Raw genomic sequence first — 15,378 nt, 5'->3', positions numbered from 1 at the left:
CGATGGTCAGAACCAGGTGCCCGGGTCGAAGATGTCGAAGGCCGCGCCGGCGTCAGAGATCCCGGCGGCGGCGTCGCCCGGGTCCAGAGCGGCGACGGCGTCGAACATGCTCGACAGGTCGAGGTTGCCGAACGGCGTCACCAGCATGTCGTGGATGCTGGCCGCGGCGTCGCCGTCCTCGTTCGGAAGGGCCCAGTACACGTTCTCGAAGCCGCCGCCGAAGTCGATGACGCTGTAGACCGTGCCCAACTCCGGCAGGTCAGAGGCGTAGGCGGCGACCGCACCGTTGATGACATCGGCGACCGCCTGCGGGTCGATGCCGGAGCCGTAGAGACCGCCCCAGAACAGTGGGCCGATGAGATCCATATCGGTGAGCTGGCCGGTACCGAGGACGAAGGAGTTGAACGTGTTGCCATAGTTTTCCAGCACAGTGACCAGGTCGGCGGCGGTGAAGCCCAGGCTCGTGAAGTCGATGTCGCTGTTTTCCAGCGCGGCGACCAGGTCGCCGGCGGGCAGGTCGTACCCGTCGACCGTGAGCGTCGTGGTGTCGACGAGACCGAGCAGGCTCGCGGTCTCCACCGCGGTGACCACCGATCCGAGATCGCCGCTGTCGCCGTACGCCTCGAGGGCCTGGTTGGCGAAGTGCGTTGCGCCCCCGAGCGTCCCGCCGCCGATCTGCAGCAACGGCGCGATCCCCGACGTCTCGTTGATCGGGTCGAACCCGGCGCTGCCGGGGTCGAAGGTGACACCGCCGATCGTGAACGCGTTGTCGCTGAGTCCGCTGGCTTCAGCCGCGACGCCAAGACCCGCCAGGGCGGCCCCGGGGTCCATTAGGGCAATGGCGTCGTAACCGGTCGGAAGCTCGAAATTGCCCCACGGCGTCACCACCTTGTCGGTGATGGTGGCCGCGGCGGTGCCGTCGGCGTTCGGGGTGGCGATGTAGACGTTGGCGAAGCCCGAACCGAAGTCGGTGACGCTGTATACCGTGCCGTCAGTTGGCAGCGCGGCCGAGCCGGCACCGTCGGCCGGCGCACCGTCGATGACGGTGAGCTGGGTGCTCTCGATGCCCAACAGGTTCTGGACGTTCACCGCGGTGGTGACCGACCCGATGCCGGACCCGCTGTTGTCATAGACGGTGAAGTCCTGAGTTGCCAGATGCAGGCTGGTGCCGCCGCCGACGACTTGGCCGCCGCCGATCTCCATCAGCGGCGCCACCGCGAAGAGCGGGAATACCGGGGCGAACCCTTCGCCGCCCGGGTCGAAAGTGATGCCGCCGAGGGTGAATGCGTCGTCACCGATGTCTGCGTTGTGAGTGGTGGCGTCCAAGTCCGCGAAGGCGGCTCCCGGATCCATGGCGGCCACGGCATCAAACGTCGTCGGGATGTCGAGATTTCCGAAGGGTGTCACCAGGGTGTCGGTGATGCTCGCAACACCGGTGCCGTCGGCATTGGGAACGGCTGCATAGACATTCGCCCACCCCGAGCCGAAATTGGTGATGCTGAAGACGGTCCCGGCATCTGGCAGGGCCGAGGTGTCGATACCGTTCAATACCGCGGCGATGTCGGCGTCGGTGATGCCGGCGCCGTTGAGGTCGATGTTCGTGCCCAGGAGAGCGATAAGGACGTCGTCGCTGCTGATATCGCCGGTGCCGTATGGGATTTGGGAGCCGAAGGCGGGGGTGGCTGCCAAGGCGTTCGCCAGGTCGCTGACACTGATCCCCGCACCGGCGAAGTCGAGGCCACTGCCGGTGAGGGCAGCCTGGATATCTGCGACCGGCGGCGTGACGGTCTGGACGGTGAACTGCGCGCTGTCAATGCCCAGCAGGTCCGAGGCGTTCACCGAGGCGTGTGCCATGCCCAATTCGGCACCGCTGCCGTCGTATACCACGAGGTCTTGTGTCCCCGCCGCGCTGCCATCGGAACTCAGGAGTGAGCTGAAGCCGATCTTGAGCAATGGGGCGATACCGACAAACGGGTTCACCGGCTCGTACCCGTCACTGCCGGGGTCGAAGGTGAGGCCGCCGACGGTAAAGGCGTTGCCGCTGAGTTCAGCGGTGTCACCGACGGTGTCGGCGGTTGCAGCGGCCGCCTGCAAAACTGCCGCGGTCAGCAGTCCTCCGGCTGTGGCGGCGGCCAACGGGATGTAGCGAAACGTACGGGCGGCTAGCTGCACTGCTCTCTCCTTACCGAGAAGTCAGGAACGCACCCACGCGAACTTACTTGAGAGTAGGGCTACCGACAAGACTCTGCGTCAGAAATTTGAGACACGTCGTCAGAATCGCGTTGTGCTGGCAAAACGTCATCGAGCACAGCCGGTCAAGGCAGAATCGCCGCGCTCACTCAGGTTCCGACCGACCCAGCTGATGCGAAAGCTGTGTCAAAGATCAGTGTGGGATGTGATAGGCCCGCGTGCCGTCAGCGCAGCCCCACCCCGCGGGCCAGCGCGGTGTCGACCATCGTCGCCAGCAGTGTCGGGTAGTCGACGCCGCTGGCCGCCCACATTCGCGGATACATCGAAATCGTGGTGAATCCGGGCATGGTGTTGATCTCGTTGATCACCGGACCGTTGTCGGTGTGGAAGAAGTCCACCCGGGCCAGGCCCTGGCAGTCCAGCGCGGCGAAGGCGCGAATTGCCAACTGCCGCACCGTATCCGCGACGTCGTCGTCAATCTTGGCGGGCACGTCGAGTTCCGCGGCGTCGTCGAGGTACTTGGTGGCGAAGTCGTAGAAGGGGTCGTCGTAGTCGGCAGAGCCGCGCACCACCCGGATCTCCCCCACCGTGCTGGCGGCCACTGTGCCGTCGGGGAATTCCAGCACCCCGCACTCGAGTTCGCGCCCGACGATGGCGGCCTCGATGATGACCTTGGGATCGTGGCGGCGCGCCTCGGCGATGGCCGCGGGAAGCTCGTCGTACGACGTCACCCGACTGACCCCGATCGACGACCCGCCGCGCGCCGGTTTGACGAACACCGGCAACCCCAACCGCTCCCGGTCCTCGATCGACGGCGTCGCCTGGTTGGCCCGCAGCACCGCGTACGGCCCGATCGGCAGGCCCTCAGCCGCCAGCAGCTTCTTGGTGAACTCCTTGTCCATGCCGGCGGCGCTGGCCAGCACCCCGGCGCCGACGTAGGGCACCCCGGCCAGCTCGAGCAGCCCCTGCACCGTGCCGTCCTCGCCGTAGGGGCCGTGCAGCACCGGAAACACCACGTCGACCGACTGCAGCAGCGCCGTGGGCGCCGCCGGGGATGACAAGGCGACCAGTTGGCCGGCCCGCTGCGGGTCGGCGGGCAGGGTCAGTTCGGCACCGGAGGCCTTGCTCACCGCAGGCAGCTGGCGGCCGCTGATCACCCAACTATCCGGGTCGCCGTCGGTGAGCACCCAGGAACCCTCCGGGGTGATCCCGACGGCAACGACCTCGAAACGCTGCGGATCGAGATTGCGCAGGATGCTTCCCGCCGACACGCACGAGATCGCGTGCTCGCTGCTGCGGCCGCCGAACACGACGGCCACCCGGGTGCGTTCGTGGGAATTCACACGCCAGAGGGTACCGGGCGGTCCGGCCCGGGCCGCTCACTCCGGTTTGGTGCGACGTCCCAACAGCAACGCCACCGCCTCGTTGACCGACAAGCCGGTGTGGCAGACCCGATGCACGGCGTCGGTCAGCGGCATCTCCACGTCGTAGCTCGAGGCCAGCGCCAGCACCGACTGACACGACGTGACACCCTCGACGACGTGACCGTCGGTGGTGCTGGGCAGTCCTTGGGACCCCGGTAGCGGCGGCATCGCCTCGCCCCGGCCGAGCCGCTCACCGAACGACCGGTTGCGCGACTGCGGTGAGGTGCAGGTCGCCACCAGGTCACCCACCCCGGCCAGACCGGCCAGCGTGGCGCCCTTGGCCCCGAGCGCGACGCCCAGCCGGATGATCTCGGCCAGTCCCCGGGTGATGATCGCCGCCGCGGTGTTCTCGCCCAGGCCCACCCCGGCCGCCATGCCGCACGCCAGGGCGATGACGTTCTTGCAGGCGCCGCCGATCTCGGTGCCGATCACGTCGGCGTTGGTGTAGGGGCGGAAGTAGCCGGTGTTGAGCATGCGCTGCAGCGCCACCGCCCGACCGGAGTCGGTGCAGGCGACCACCGTTGCGGCGGGCTGTTCGGCGGCGATCTCCGCCGCCAGGTTGGGCCCGGAGATCACGGCGACCTGTCCGGGGTCGACGCCGGTTACCGCGGCGATCACCTGGCTCATCCGCATCAGCGTGCCCAGTTCGATGCCCTTGGCGACACTGACCAGGGTGGCGCCGTCGGCCAGCTGCGCCGTCCAGGCCTCCAGGTTGGTCCGCATGGTCTGCGCCGGCACGGCCAGCACCACCGTGGTCAACCCCGTCAGTGCCTCGGCCGGGTCGGTGGTGGCGCGTACCCCGTCCGGCACCGTGACGCCGGGCAGATAATCGGGGTTGCAGCGGGTCTCGTTGATCTGAGCGGCGACATCGGATCGGCGCGCCCACAGCCTGACCTGGCTACCGGCGTCGGCGAGCACCTTGGCCAGCGCGGTGCCCCAGGCTCCCGCTCCCATCACCGCGACCGTGCCCTCAGCGCCCTCGGTGCCGCTCACCTCACACCACCTCCCTTAGGCGCATCACCCTAACCCGGTACCGACGCTGGCAGGATGTCGGTTGTGAACTCCATGGCCGAGGAAGCCGGTATCGGCCTGATCATCGCCGTCAAACGGCTCACCGTCGCCAAGACCCGGCTGGCGCCGGCCTTTCCCGCACCGCTGCGCGAGGCCGTGGTGCTGGCCATGCTGGTCGACACCATCACCGCGGCGTCGGCCGCCCAGGGGCTGGAGCACATCACCGTGGTCACCCCCGACGAGGCCGCCGCCGCGGCAGCGGCCGAGCTGGGCGCTGACGTGCTGGAGGATCCGACCCCGACCGGCCACGGTGACCCGCTGAACAACGCCCTCGCCGCCGCCGAACGGGCGGTGGCTGGATCGGTGCCGAATATCGTTGCCCTGCAAGGTGATCTGCCGGCACTGCAGTCCTACGAACTCGACGAGGCGATCGCCGCCGCCCGCGCCTACCGGCGCAGCTTCGTGGCCGACCGGCACGGGATGGGCACCGCGGCGCTGTTCGCGTTCGGCAGCCCGCTGGACCCGCGATTCGGTCGGGATTCCTCGGCGCGGCATCGGCAGTCCGGCGCATTGGAGCTGACCGGAGCGTGGCCCGGCCTGCGCTGTGACATCGACACACCCGAGGACCTGGCGGTGGCACGGCGTCTGGGGGTCGGCCCGGCGACCACGCGTGCGCTCGCGCAATCGGCGATCGGTGGCAGCACCACCCATTGATGAGTAATGATTTCGGAGTGGATGAAATCGAGGTCGGCCAACTGACCGAGGCGCGCGGCGACGAGACCGACTGGCGCCCGAATGACGCCACCCCGACCGCGCCACCGGCCGCCACCGCGGCGCCGCTGACCGAGGACGGCGATGAACTGCCCGCGCACCGCTACCTCAACCGGGAGCTGAGCTGGCTGGACTTCAACGCCAGGGTGTTGGCTCTGGCGGCCGACACCTCGCTGCCGCTGTTGGAGCGGGCCAAGTTCCTGGCGATCTTCGCCTCCAATCTCGATGAGTTCTATATGGTCCGGGTCGCCGGTCTCAAGCGCCGCGACGAGATGGGCCTGTCGGTGCGCTCGGCCGACGGCCTGACGCCGCGCGAGCAACTGCGCCGGATCGGTGAGCAGACCCAGCAGATCGCCACCCGCCACGCGCGGGTTTTTCTCGAATCGGTGCGGCCGGCGTTGGCTGACGAAGGCATCCACATCGTCACGTGGGCCGATCTGCAACCGGGCGAACGTGACCAGTTATCGGTGTACTTCCACGAGCAGGTGTTCCCGGTCCTGACGCCGTTGGCGGTCGACCCGGCGCACCCGTTCCCGTTCGTCAGCGGGCTCAGCCTGAATCTGGCGGTGACGGTCAAGCGCCCTGAGGACGGCGGGAATCACTTCGCGCGGGTGAAGGTTCCCGACAACGTCGACCGTTTCGTCGAACTCGATCCCGGCGGCGAGGGGCCCGGTGAGATCCGGTTGCTGCCGATGGAGGAGCTGATCGCGGCATTCCTGCCGGTGCTGTTCCCCGGCATGGAGATCGTCGAGCATCACGCTTTCCGCATCACCCGCAACGCTGATTTCGAGGTCGAGGAGGACCGCGACGAGGACCTGCTGCAGGCCCTGGAACGGGAATTGGCGCGACGCCGATTCGGGTCGCCGGTGCGCCTCGAGGTCGCCGACGACATGACCGAGAGCATGTTAGAGCTGCTGCTGCGGGAACTCGACGTGGATCCCGGCGACGTCATCGAGGTACCCGGACTGTTGGATCTGTCGTCGCTGTGGCAGGTCTACCGCCAGGACCGCCCTGACCTCAAGGACCGCACCTTCGTGCCGGCGACTCACCCGGCGTTCGCCGAACGGGAAACCCCCAAAAGCATTTTCGCCACCCTGCGGGAAGGCGACGTGCTGGTGCACCACCCCTACGATTCGTTCTCCACCAGCGTCCAGCGGTTCGTCGAACAGGCCGCTGCGGACCCCGGAGTGCTGGCGATCAAGCAGACGCTGTACCGCACCTCCGGCGACTCGCCGATCGTCACCGCGTTGATCGACGCCGCCGAAGCCGGAAAACAGGTGGTGGCTCTGGTCGAGATCAAGGCCCGGTTCGACGAGCAGGCCAATATCAAGTGGGCTCGCAAGCTGGAACAGGCGGGCGTGCATGTGGTGTACGGGCTGATCGGGCTCAAGACGCACTGCAAGGTCGCGCTGGTGGTGCGCCGTGAGGGCTCGGTGATTCGGCGGTACTGCCATATCGGCACCGGCAACTACAACAGCAAGACCGCGCGCCTCTACGAGGACATCGGGTTGCTGACCGCCGACCCGGACATCGGCGCCGATCTGACCGACCTGTTCAACTCATTGACCGGCTATTCGCGGAAGATGGAGTACCGCAATCTGTTGGTGGCCCCGCACGGCGTGCGGTCCGGGATCATCGAACGCATCGAACGCGAGACCGCCGCGCATCGCAGCAGCGGCGGAGGGGGCCGGATCCGGCTGAAGCTCAACTCACTGGTCGATGAGCAGGTGGTCGATGCGCTCTACCGTGCCTCGAGGGCCGGCGTGCAGGTCGAATTGGTGGTACGCGGGATCTGCGCACTGCGGCCCGGAGTCGAGGGCTTTTCGGAAAACATCGTCGTTCGGTCGATTCTCGGCCGTTTCCTGGAGCATTCCCGCATCATCGAGTGCCGCGCCATCGACGAATTCTGGATCGGCAGCGCCGACATGATGCACCGCAACTTGGACCGGCGGGTCGAAGTGATGGTGCAGGTGAAGGATCCGCGCCTGACCGCTCAACTGCGTGATGTATTCGACTCTGCGATGCACCCGGCCACCCGCTGTTGGGAACTCGGCCCGGACGGGCAGTGGACCGCAGCACCGCAGGACGGCGCGACGGTGCGCGACCACCAGGTGTCGTTGATGGAACGACATCGCAATCCCTGAGCACCCCGTCCACGAGGCCCGAATTGACCTGCAGGAGTGAAGTGTCCACAAAGACCTCGTCGAACGGCTCGGTGCCGGCGGACAAGATCGTCTACGCCGCCGGTGCGGTGCTGTGGCGGACGCGGCGAAAGACCGTCGAGGTGGCGCTTATCCACCGGCCCCGCTACGACGACTGGTCACTGCCCAAGGGCAAGGTCGATCCCGGGGAGACCGAACCGGTGACGGCGGTACGGGAGATCCTCGAGGAGACCGGCCAGCATGCCCACCTGGGTCGCCGGCTGGGGTCGGTCAGCTATCCGGTCGCCCAGGGCGTCAAGAAGGTGCGCTACTGGAGTGCACGGGCGCTGGGTGGCGATTTCGTGCCCAACCACGAGGTCGACGACCTGGTCTGGCTGCCGGTCAGCGCGGCGCTGAAGGAACTGCACTACCCCTACGACCGGAAGATATTGCGGCGGTTCGCCAAGGCTCCCGCAGACACCCAAACGGTGTTGGTGGTGCGGCACGGCACCGCCGGGCGCCGGTCCCGGTTCACCGGCGATGACACCCTGCGGCCGCTGGACAAGAAGGGGCGCGCGCAGGCCGAGGCACTCACCGCTCAACTGCTGGCCTTCGGCGCCACCGACGTGTACGCGGCCGATCGGGTGCGCTGTCATCAGACCGTCGAACCACTGGCCGCCGAACTCGGCGTGGCCGTGCACAACGAGCCGACGCTGACCGAGGAAGCGTACAACCACACCCCGAAAAAGGGCCGCCGCCGGGTGCTGGAGATCGCCCGGCTGGGCGGCACACCGGTTATCTGCACCCAGGGCAAGGTGATTCCGGACCTGATCGCGTGGTGGTGTGCCCGTGACGGCGTCACCCCGGACAAGTCGCGCAATCGCAAGGGCAGTACCTGGGTGCTATCGGTGTCGGGCGGCCGGTTGATCGCCGCCGACCACCTCGGCAGCCCGCTGGCGGCGCACGCCCTGGTGTAAACGACCGGGCGCCGCGGGGGTTCCCCGCGGCGCCCGGCGATGCGTTGTTACTTACGGCCTTTGCGTGCCGTGGCCTTCTTGGCCGGAGCCTTCTTGGCTGCCGTCTTCTTGGCGGCGGCCTTCTTGGCCGGAGCCTTGGTCGCGGCCTTGCGGGCCGGCGCCTTGGTCGCGGCCTTCTTGGCGGTGACCTTCTTCGCCGGCGCCTTGGTCGCGGTCTTCTTGGCGGTGACCTTCTTCGCCGGCGCCTTGGTCGCGGTCTTCTTGGCGGCGGCCTTCTTGGCCGGAGCCTTGGTCGCCGCCTTCTTGGCCGGAGCCTTAGCCGCGGTCTTCTTCGCGGCGGCCTTGGTGGCCTTCTTAGCCGGCGACTTCTTGGCCGCCTTCTTGGCCGCCGTGGTACCGGCGCCGGCGCCGCGCTTGACCGCGAGGCCCTCGGACGGGACCCGCTGCGCGCCAGAGACAATCGCCTTGAACTGGGCGCCCGGGCGGAAAGCGGGGACAGACGTCGGCTTCACCTTGACCGTCTCACCGGTGCGGGGATTGCGGGCCACGCGCGCGGCGCGACGACGGCGCTCAAACACGCCGAACCCGGTGATGGTGACGCTCTCACCCTTGTGGACGGCGCGCACAATGGCATTGACGAAATGCTCCACGGCATCGGTAGCCGACCGGCGGTCGGTGTCCAATTCCTTTGTGAGCACCTCGATGAGCTCTGCTTTGTTCATCCAATCCCTCCGAAACCAGTGGCCCTACTTGAGCCGACTAGAGCACACGGTAAACCCTGATACCACTGATATCCAAGAGCCACGCGCAATTTCAGATGAGATTATCGGCCATTTCCGCAATCCGGTTACCGCCCTTGGGCGCTGACGGGGGCGTTCAATCGCCCAGAAATAGGCCTCCGGAGACCGTCAACGCGGCGTCAAGAGGCCGGCACGGTCCGCGGTTTCCAGCCCGGGCGGGCTGCCTCGAAGGAATCGATTTCATCGAGTTTCCGCAGCGTAAGGCCTATATCGTCGAGCCCCTCGGACAGTCGCCAGGCGGTGTAGTCGTCAATAGTGAACGCCACCACCGCCGTTCCGGCGGTGATATTCCGATCTTGAAGATTGACAGTGATTTCCAGTCCCGGGCTCTGCTCGATGAGTTTCCAGAGCAGTTCCACGTCGTCCTGGGCCACCTGGGCGGCCAGCAACCCCGCCTTGCCGGCGTTGCCGCGGAAGATGTCGGCGAAGCGTGAGGAGATCACCACCCGGAAGCCGTAATCAAGCAGGGCCCACACCGCGTGCTCCCGGGAGGAACCGGTGCCGAAGTCCGGCCCGGCAACCAGCACCGAACCTTGGTCGAACGGCTTGAGATTCAGGACGAAGGACGGATCGGTGCGCCAGGTGGCGAACAGTCCGTCCTCGAATCCGGTACGGGTGATGCGCTTCAAATAGACCGCCGGAATGATTTGGTCGGTGTCGACATTGGACCGTCGCAGCGGGACTCCGATTCCGGTATGAGTGTGGAAAGCTTCCATGACTAAACTCCTTTATGGCGGTCAGTTCAAGTCGGCGGGTGCCGACAGCGTCCCGCGGACCGCGGTGGCGGCAGCCACCGCCGGAGACACCAGGTGCGTCCGCCCTCCCTTGCCCTGCCGGCCCTCGAAATTACGGTTGGAAGTCGACGCGCAGCGCTGGCCTTCAGCGAGCTGATCGGGGTTCATTCCCAGGCACATCGAACAGCCGGGCTGACGCCACTCGGCGCCCGCGGCGGTGAAAACCTCGGCGAGGCCTTCTGCTTCGGCTTGGTTACGAACCCGCATCGATCCGGGCACGACGAGCATCCGTACCCCTTCGGAGACCCGCCGCCCACGCAGCACGTCGGCCACCGCGCGCAGGTCCTCGATGCGCCCGTTGGTACACGATCCGACGAACACCGTGTCGACCGCGATGTCGCGCATCGGCGTCCCCGGGCGAAGGTCCATGTAGGCCAACGCCTTCTCGGCGGCGCGCCGCTCGGCCTCGTCGGCGATCGTCTCCGGATCGGGAACCGCCGCACCCAGCGGCACGCCCTGGCCGGGGTTGGTGCCCCAGGTGACGAACGGGGTCAGCGCGGATGCGTCCAAGAAGACCTCGGCGTCGAATACCGCGCCTGAGTCGGTGCGCAGGCTGTCCCAGTAGGCCACGGCGGCATCCCAGTCCGCTCCGGAGGGCGCATGCGGGCGCCCCCGCAGATACTCGTAGGTGGTGGCATCGGGAGCCACCATGCCGGCTCGGGCGCCCGCCTCAATGCTCATGTTGCAGATCGTCATCCGCGCCTCCATGGACAGCGCCTCGATGGCGCTGCCCCGGTACTCGATGACATAGCCCTGGCCGCCGCCGGTTCCGATCTGGGCGATCACCGCCAGGATGATGTCCTTGGCCGTCACCCCCTCAGCCAGCCGGCCCTCGACATTGACCGCCATCGTCTTGAACGGCCGCAATGGCAACGTCTGGGTGGCCAGCACGTGTTCGACCTCCGAGGTCCCGATGCCCATCGCCAGCGCACCGAATGCACCGTGGGTGGAGGTGTGACTGTCGCCGCAGACCACGGTGGTGCCCGGCTGGGTGAGCCCCAGCTGCGGGCCGATGATGTGCACGATCCCCTGGTCGACGTCGCCCATCGGATGCAACCGGATGCCGAACTCGGCGCAGTTGCGCCGCAGCGTCTCAACCTGGGTGCGCGACACCGGGTCGGCGATCGGCTTGTCGATGTCGACCGTGGGCACGTTGTGGTCCTCGGTGGCGATGGTCAGGTCCGGGCGCCGCACGCCACGGCCGGCCAACCGCAGGCCCTCGAACGCCTGCGGACTGGTGACCTCGTGCACGAGGTGCAGATCGATGTAGATCAAGTCGGGTTCGGTTCCGCCGCCGGAGACCACGACGTGGTCAGCCCAGACCTTCTCGGCCAGGGTGCGAGGCTGCTGCGTCATTACCATTCTCACATTCTGAGACGTTAGTATCTGTATATGGGACAGCATAGCGGCATCGGCGTTCTGGACAAAGCCCTGGTGGTGCTGCACACGGTCGCTGAATCGCCGTGTGGGCTCGCCGAACTGTGCGATCGCACCGGCCTGCCCCGCGCCACCGCCCACCGGCTCGCCGCCGGTCTGGAGGCACACCGGCTGCTCGGGCGCGACGATGACGGCCGCTGGCAGATCGGTCCCGCGGTCAGTGAACTGGCGGCCCGCGCCGACGATCCGCTACGGGCGGCCGGTGCGGCCGTGCTGCCGCGCCTGCGAGAGATCACCGGCGAGAGCGCGCAGCTGTATCGCCGCGAGGGCTCCGCGCGGGTCTGTGTAGCGGCAGTGGAACCGCCTGCGGGGCTGCGTGACACCGTTCCGGTCGGCGCCCGGCTGCCGATGACCGCCGGCTCGGCAGCCAAGGTACTGCTGGCCTACGCCGAACCGGCGCTGCAGCAGGAAGTGCTGGCGGAGGCCAAGTTCACCGGCCGCGCCCTGGCCGACGTGCGCCGCCGGGGCTGGGCGCAGAGCGTCGCCGAACGCGAACCCGGAGTGGCCAGCGTCTCAGCACCGGTGCGCGACCAACGCGGCACGGTAGTGGCGGCCATCTCGGTGTCCGGCCCGATCGACCGGATGGGGCGGCGCCCCGGGGCGCGCTGGGCGGCGGCCCTCCTTGCGGCCGCCGACGCGCTCACCGCCCGGTTATAGCCGCCTGCCAAACTGCTGGGATGGGAACCAAGCAGCGCGCGCAGATCGTCATGACCGACGCCGAGGTCGCCGACTTCGTCACCAGCCACCGCACCGGGACGCTGGCCACCATCGGCCCCGACGGCCAGCCGCACCTGACCGCGATGTGGTACGCGGTCCTCGACGGCGAAATCTGGCTCGAGACCAAGGCCAAGTCGCAGAAGGCGGTCAACCTGCGCCGTGACCCGCGGGTCAGCTTCCTGCTGGAGGACGGCCAGACCTACGACACCCTGCGCGGGGTGTCATTCGAAGGCGTCGCGGAGATCATCGACGACCCGGACACTCTCTTCCGGGTGGGCGTCAGCGTCTGGGAGCGCTACACCGGTCCCTACACCGACGAGATGAAGCCGGGCGTCGACGCGATGATGAACAACCGGGTGGCTGTGCGCATCGTCACACAGCGCACCCGGTCCTGGGACCACCGCAAGCTGGGATTGCCCGCAATGCCCCTGGCCGGATCCACCGCACCGGCGGGCACCTGAGCCCGTCCGCCCCGAAACCCACAAGGCCCGCACCTTCGTTCCAGGTGCGGGCCTTTGACTTGTACCCCCGATGGGATTCGAACCCACGCTACCGCCGTGAGAGGGCGGCGTCCTAGGCCGCTAGACGACGGGGGCTAGAACATTTCCGGGTTGTCAGCATAGCCCAACCCGATCGGACCGCCTAATCGCTTGCGGCGGACCGGCTTTGCTGGGGTACCAGGACTCGAACCTAGAATGGCTGAACCAGAATCAGCTGTGTTGCCAATTACACCATACCCCATTGGCAGACCATTACCGCTGGTCAGAGTGCCGGTTGGGCACTTCGGGCCAGCCGCTGTGGGCCGACGTGCAGACTACCAAACTTCTACCGAGAAGTACTCATCGCGCTCACCCCACGCCGTCGCGGGCGGCCCGTAACCGCGCCAGGCTGCGCTCGGAACCCAGCAGCTCCAGTGACTCGAACAGCGGCGGGCTGACCAATCCGCCGGTGACGGCGACCCGGACCGGGCCGAAGGCCTTACGCGGTTTGAGCTCCAGGCCGTCCAGCAGCGCGGCCTTCAGCGCGGCCTCGATGGCCTCGGTGGTCCAGTCCGCCACACCGGCCAGCGCGGCGATAGCCGCGTCCAGCACCGGGGCGGCGTCGGGGCCCAACTCCTTGCCGGCGGCGCGCGGGTCCAGCGCGTAGCAGTCGTCGTTGAAGAACTTCAGCAGTGCCCAGGCGTCACCCAGCACCACGATGCGGGTCTGCACCAGTGCCGCGGCCGTCGCGAAGGCGGCGTCATCGAGTCCGGTGTCATGACCGTGGGTGTCGAAGTAGGCACGCAGGCGCGTGGCGAAATCCTGCGGGTCCAGCATCCGGATGTGCTCGGCGTTGAGCGCGTCGGCCTTCTTCTGGTCGAATCGCGCCGGGTTGGAATTGACGTTCACCACATCGAAGGCCGCGACCATCTCGTCAAGACTGAACACGTCGCGGTCGTCGGCGATGGACCAGCCCAGCAGCGCCAGGTAGTTCAGCAGCCCCTCCGGGATGAAGCCGCGGTCGCGGTGCGCGAACAGGTTCGACTGTGGGTCGCGCTTGGACAGCTTTTTCGTTCCTTCACCCAAAACGGTTGGCAGGTGCGCGAATTCCGGAATCCGGTCAGCCACTCCGATACGCATCAATGCCTGGTAGAGCGCGATCTGGCGCGGCGTGGACGGCAGCAGGTCCTCGCCGCGCAGCACGTGGGTGATCTTCATCATGGCGTCGTCAACCGGGTTGACCAATGTGTACAGCGGATCCCCGTTGGCCCGGGTCAGCGCGAAGTCGGGGACGGTGCCGGCCGGAAAGCTCGTCGGCCCACGCACCAGGTCGTGCCAGCCCAGCTCGACATCGGGCATCCGCAGCCGCACGACGGGCTTGCGGCCCTCGGCCAGATAACCGGCGCGCTGTTCGTCGGTGAGGTCCCGGTCGAAATTGTCGTAGCCCAGTTTCGGATTGCGACCGGCGGCGATATGGCGGGCCTCGACCTCCTGCGGCGTCGAGAACGCCTCGTAGGCCTCGCCCGCCGCCAGCAGCTGTGCCACCACGTCCCGGTGGATGTCGGCGCGTTGCGACTGCCGGTAGGGGCCGTAGGGGCCCCCCACCTCGGGGCCCTCGTCCCAGTCCAGGTGCAGCCAGCGCAGGGCGTCGAGCAGCGCCAGATAACTTTCCTCGCTGTCGCGTTGCGCGTCGGTGTCCTCGACCCGGAACACCAAGGTGCCGCCGGTGTGTCGGGCGTAGGCCCAGTTGAACAGCGCGGTGCGGATGAGGCCGACGTGCGGCGTGCCGGTCGGAGACGGGCAGAACCGGACGCGAACAGCAGGTGCAGTCACGACTTTCCTTTGCGGATAACCGGATTGGTGAGGGTTCCGATGCCCTCGACGGAGACGGACACGGTGTCACCGTGTTCGATCGGGCCGACGCCGTCGGGGGTGCCGGTGAGGATGAGGTCGCCGGGCAGCAGGGTCATCACCGCCGAGATCCACTCCACGATGGCGCCGACGTCATGCATCATCAGCGACGTGCGGCTGTCCTGCTTGAGCACCCCGTTGACCTCGGTGCGGATCGCCAGGTCGGCCGGGTCGAGGTCGGTGACGATCCACGGCCCGACCGGACAGAAGGTGTCGTGGCCCTTGGCCCGGGTCCACTGCCCATCGGCCTGCTGCTGGTCGCGGGCCGAGACATCGTTGCCGATGGTGTAGCCCAGGATGTTGTCGCGAGCCCGCGCCGCCGGAACGTCCTTGCACGGCCGCGAGATCACCACCGCCAGCTCGCCCTCGTAGTGCACCGGGGAGGCGTCGGCGGGCAGCTGAATCGGCACGTTCGGCCCCACGATCGCGGTGTTGGGCTTGAGGAACATGGTCGGGTTGGCCGGTGGTGCGCCACCCATCTCGGCGATGTGGGCCGCGTAGTTCTTGCCGATGCAGACCACCTTGCTGGCCAGGATCGGGGCCAGCAGGCGCACGTCGGCCAGCGGCCAGGACCGGCCGGTGAACTCCGGTGTGCCGAACGGGTGCTCGGCGATCTCGCGGGCTGTCATCGCGGTCAGGTCATCGGGCCGGTCCGGATCGCCTTCCAAGCTGACGAAGGCGACGCCGTCCGGGCTGGCAATTCGGCCTAGGCGCATTCGCCCAAGC

13 protein-coding genes and 2 tRNA genes are annotated in these 15,378 nt (G+C 67.7%); 5 read left to right on the top strand and 10 right to left on the bottom strand.

Translation table 11 applies throughout. The annotated features are described in order from the left end of the window. Positions 1-6: 6 nt before the first annotated feature. From AC5Y4Q_RS05665 to AC5Y4Q_RS05655, 3 genes are all read right to left on the bottom strand, one after another. On the bottom strand, positions 7-2,172 hold the full coding sequence (locus tag AC5Y4Q_RS05665; protein WP_064923587.1) for a hypothetical protein: 2,166 nt from the start codon (positions 2,170-2,172) through the stop codon (positions 7-9). Between the two features lie 242 nt (positions 2,173-2,414). Beyond that, positions 2,415-3,533 carry a D-alanine--D-alanine ligase family protein gene (locus tag AC5Y4Q_RS05660; RefSeq protein WP_064923589.1) on the bottom strand — a complete coding sequence of 373 codons (1,119 nt, stop codon included), beginning with the start codon at positions 3,531-3,533 and terminating at the stop codon, positions 2,415-2,417. A gap of 36 nt (positions 3,534-3,569) precedes the next feature. Further along, entirely contained in the window at positions 3,570-4,568 is a 999-nt protein-coding gene (locus AC5Y4Q_RS05655; RefSeq protein WP_064923650.1) for an NAD(P)H-dependent glycerol-3-phosphate dehydrogenase, read from the bottom strand. Positions 4,569-4,661: 93 nt separating this feature from the next. On the opposite strand from AC5Y4Q_RS05655, the gene cofC reads away from it, so the two are divergent. Genes cofC through mutT1 form a run of 3 tightly spaced genes read left to right on the top strand, consistent with a single transcriptional unit; the run spans position 4,662 to position 8,514 of the window. After that, positions 4,662-5,339: a 2-phospho-L-lactate guanylyltransferase gene (gene cofC / locus AC5Y4Q_RS05650; RefSeq protein WP_064923591.1), complete on the top strand. Its 678-nt coding sequence runs from the start codon at positions 4,662-4,664 to the stop codon at positions 5,337-5,339. Then, positions 5,336-7,540: an RNA degradosome polyphosphate kinase gene (locus AC5Y4Q_RS05645; protein WP_064923593.1), complete on the top strand. Its 2,205-nt coding sequence runs from the start codon at positions 5,336-5,338 to the stop codon at positions 7,538-7,540. Before cofC ends, AC5Y4Q_RS05645 begins: the two co-directional genes overlap by 4 nt. Positions 7,541-7,581: 41 nt before the next feature. Next, complete coding sequence (mutT1, locus tag AC5Y4Q_RS05640; RefSeq protein WP_064923595.1) at positions 7,582-8,514, top strand: 8-oxo-(d)GTP phosphatase MutT1; 933 nt, start codon at positions 7,582-7,584, stop codon at positions 8,512-8,514. Between the two features lie 47 nt (positions 8,515-8,561). Here the strand turns inward: mutT1 and AC5Y4Q_RS05635 are convergent, their stop codons facing one another. From AC5Y4Q_RS05635 to leuC, 3 genes are all read right to left on the bottom strand, one after another. Beyond that, the gene (locus AC5Y4Q_RS05635) at positions 8,562-9,236 is read right to left on the bottom strand and encodes an HU family DNA-binding protein (protein WP_064923597.1); all 675 of its coding nucleotides are present in this window, start codon (positions 9,234-9,236) and stop codon (positions 8,562-8,564) included. Between the two features lie 197 nt (positions 9,237-9,433). Next, a complete protein-coding gene (gene leuD, locus AC5Y4Q_RS05630; protein WP_064923598.1) occupies positions 9,434-10,030 on the bottom strand; it encodes a 3-isopropylmalate dehydratase small subunit in 597 nt (198 codons plus the stop codon). Positions 10,031-10,051: 21 nt separating this feature from the next. Further along, complete coding sequence (leuC, locus tag AC5Y4Q_RS05625; RefSeq protein ID WP_064923600.1) at positions 10,052-11,470, bottom strand: 3-isopropylmalate dehydratase large subunit; 1,419 nt, start codon at positions 11,468-11,470, stop codon at positions 10,052-10,054. A gap of 30 nt (positions 11,471-11,500) precedes the next feature. Between leuC and AC5Y4Q_RS05620 the strand changes: the two genes are divergently transcribed. Next, the gene (locus AC5Y4Q_RS05620) at positions 11,501-12,202 is read left to right on the top strand and encodes an IclR family transcriptional regulator (protein ID WP_064923602.1); all 702 of its coding nucleotides are present in this window, start codon (positions 11,501-11,503) and stop codon (positions 12,200-12,202) included. Positions 12,203-12,222: 20 nt separating this feature from the next. Beyond that, the gene (locus tag AC5Y4Q_RS05615; protein ID WP_064923604.1) at positions 12,223-12,723 is read left to right on the top strand and encodes a pyridoxamine 5'-phosphate oxidase family protein; all 501 of its coding nucleotides are present in this window, start codon (positions 12,223-12,225) and stop codon (positions 12,721-12,723) included. A gap of 62 nt (positions 12,724-12,785) precedes the next feature. On the opposite strand, the gene AC5Y4Q_RS05610 is transcribed toward AC5Y4Q_RS05615, so the two are convergent. From AC5Y4Q_RS05610 to AC5Y4Q_RS05595, 4 genes are all read right to left on the bottom strand, one after another. Then, positions 12,786-12,858: transfer RNA gene (locus AC5Y4Q_RS05610), tRNA-Glu, on the bottom strand. A 73-nt stretch (positions 12,859-12,931) separates the two neighbouring features. Next, positions 12,932-13,003 (bottom strand) — tRNA-Gln (locus tag AC5Y4Q_RS05605). 107 nt (positions 13,004-13,110) lie between these two features. Then, entirely contained in the window at positions 13,111-14,574 is a 1,464-nt protein-coding gene (gene gltX / locus AC5Y4Q_RS05600; protein ID WP_064923606.1) for a glutamate--tRNA ligase, read from the bottom strand. After that, positions 14,571-15,368, bottom strand: coding sequence for a fumarylacetoacetate hydrolase family protein (locus AC5Y4Q_RS05595; protein ID WP_064923608.1), 798 nt, complete (start codon positions 15,366-15,368; stop codon positions 14,571-14,573). The genes gltX and AC5Y4Q_RS05595 overlap by 4 nt, the downstream gene beginning before the upstream one ends. Positions 15,369-15,378 lie beyond the last annotated feature (10 nt).

This window comes from Mycobacterium sp. NGS16 (genome assembly GCF_059813225.1).
Note: the sequence above shows the minus strand (reverse complement) of the source record. Positions and strands in the feature narration are given on the sequence as shown.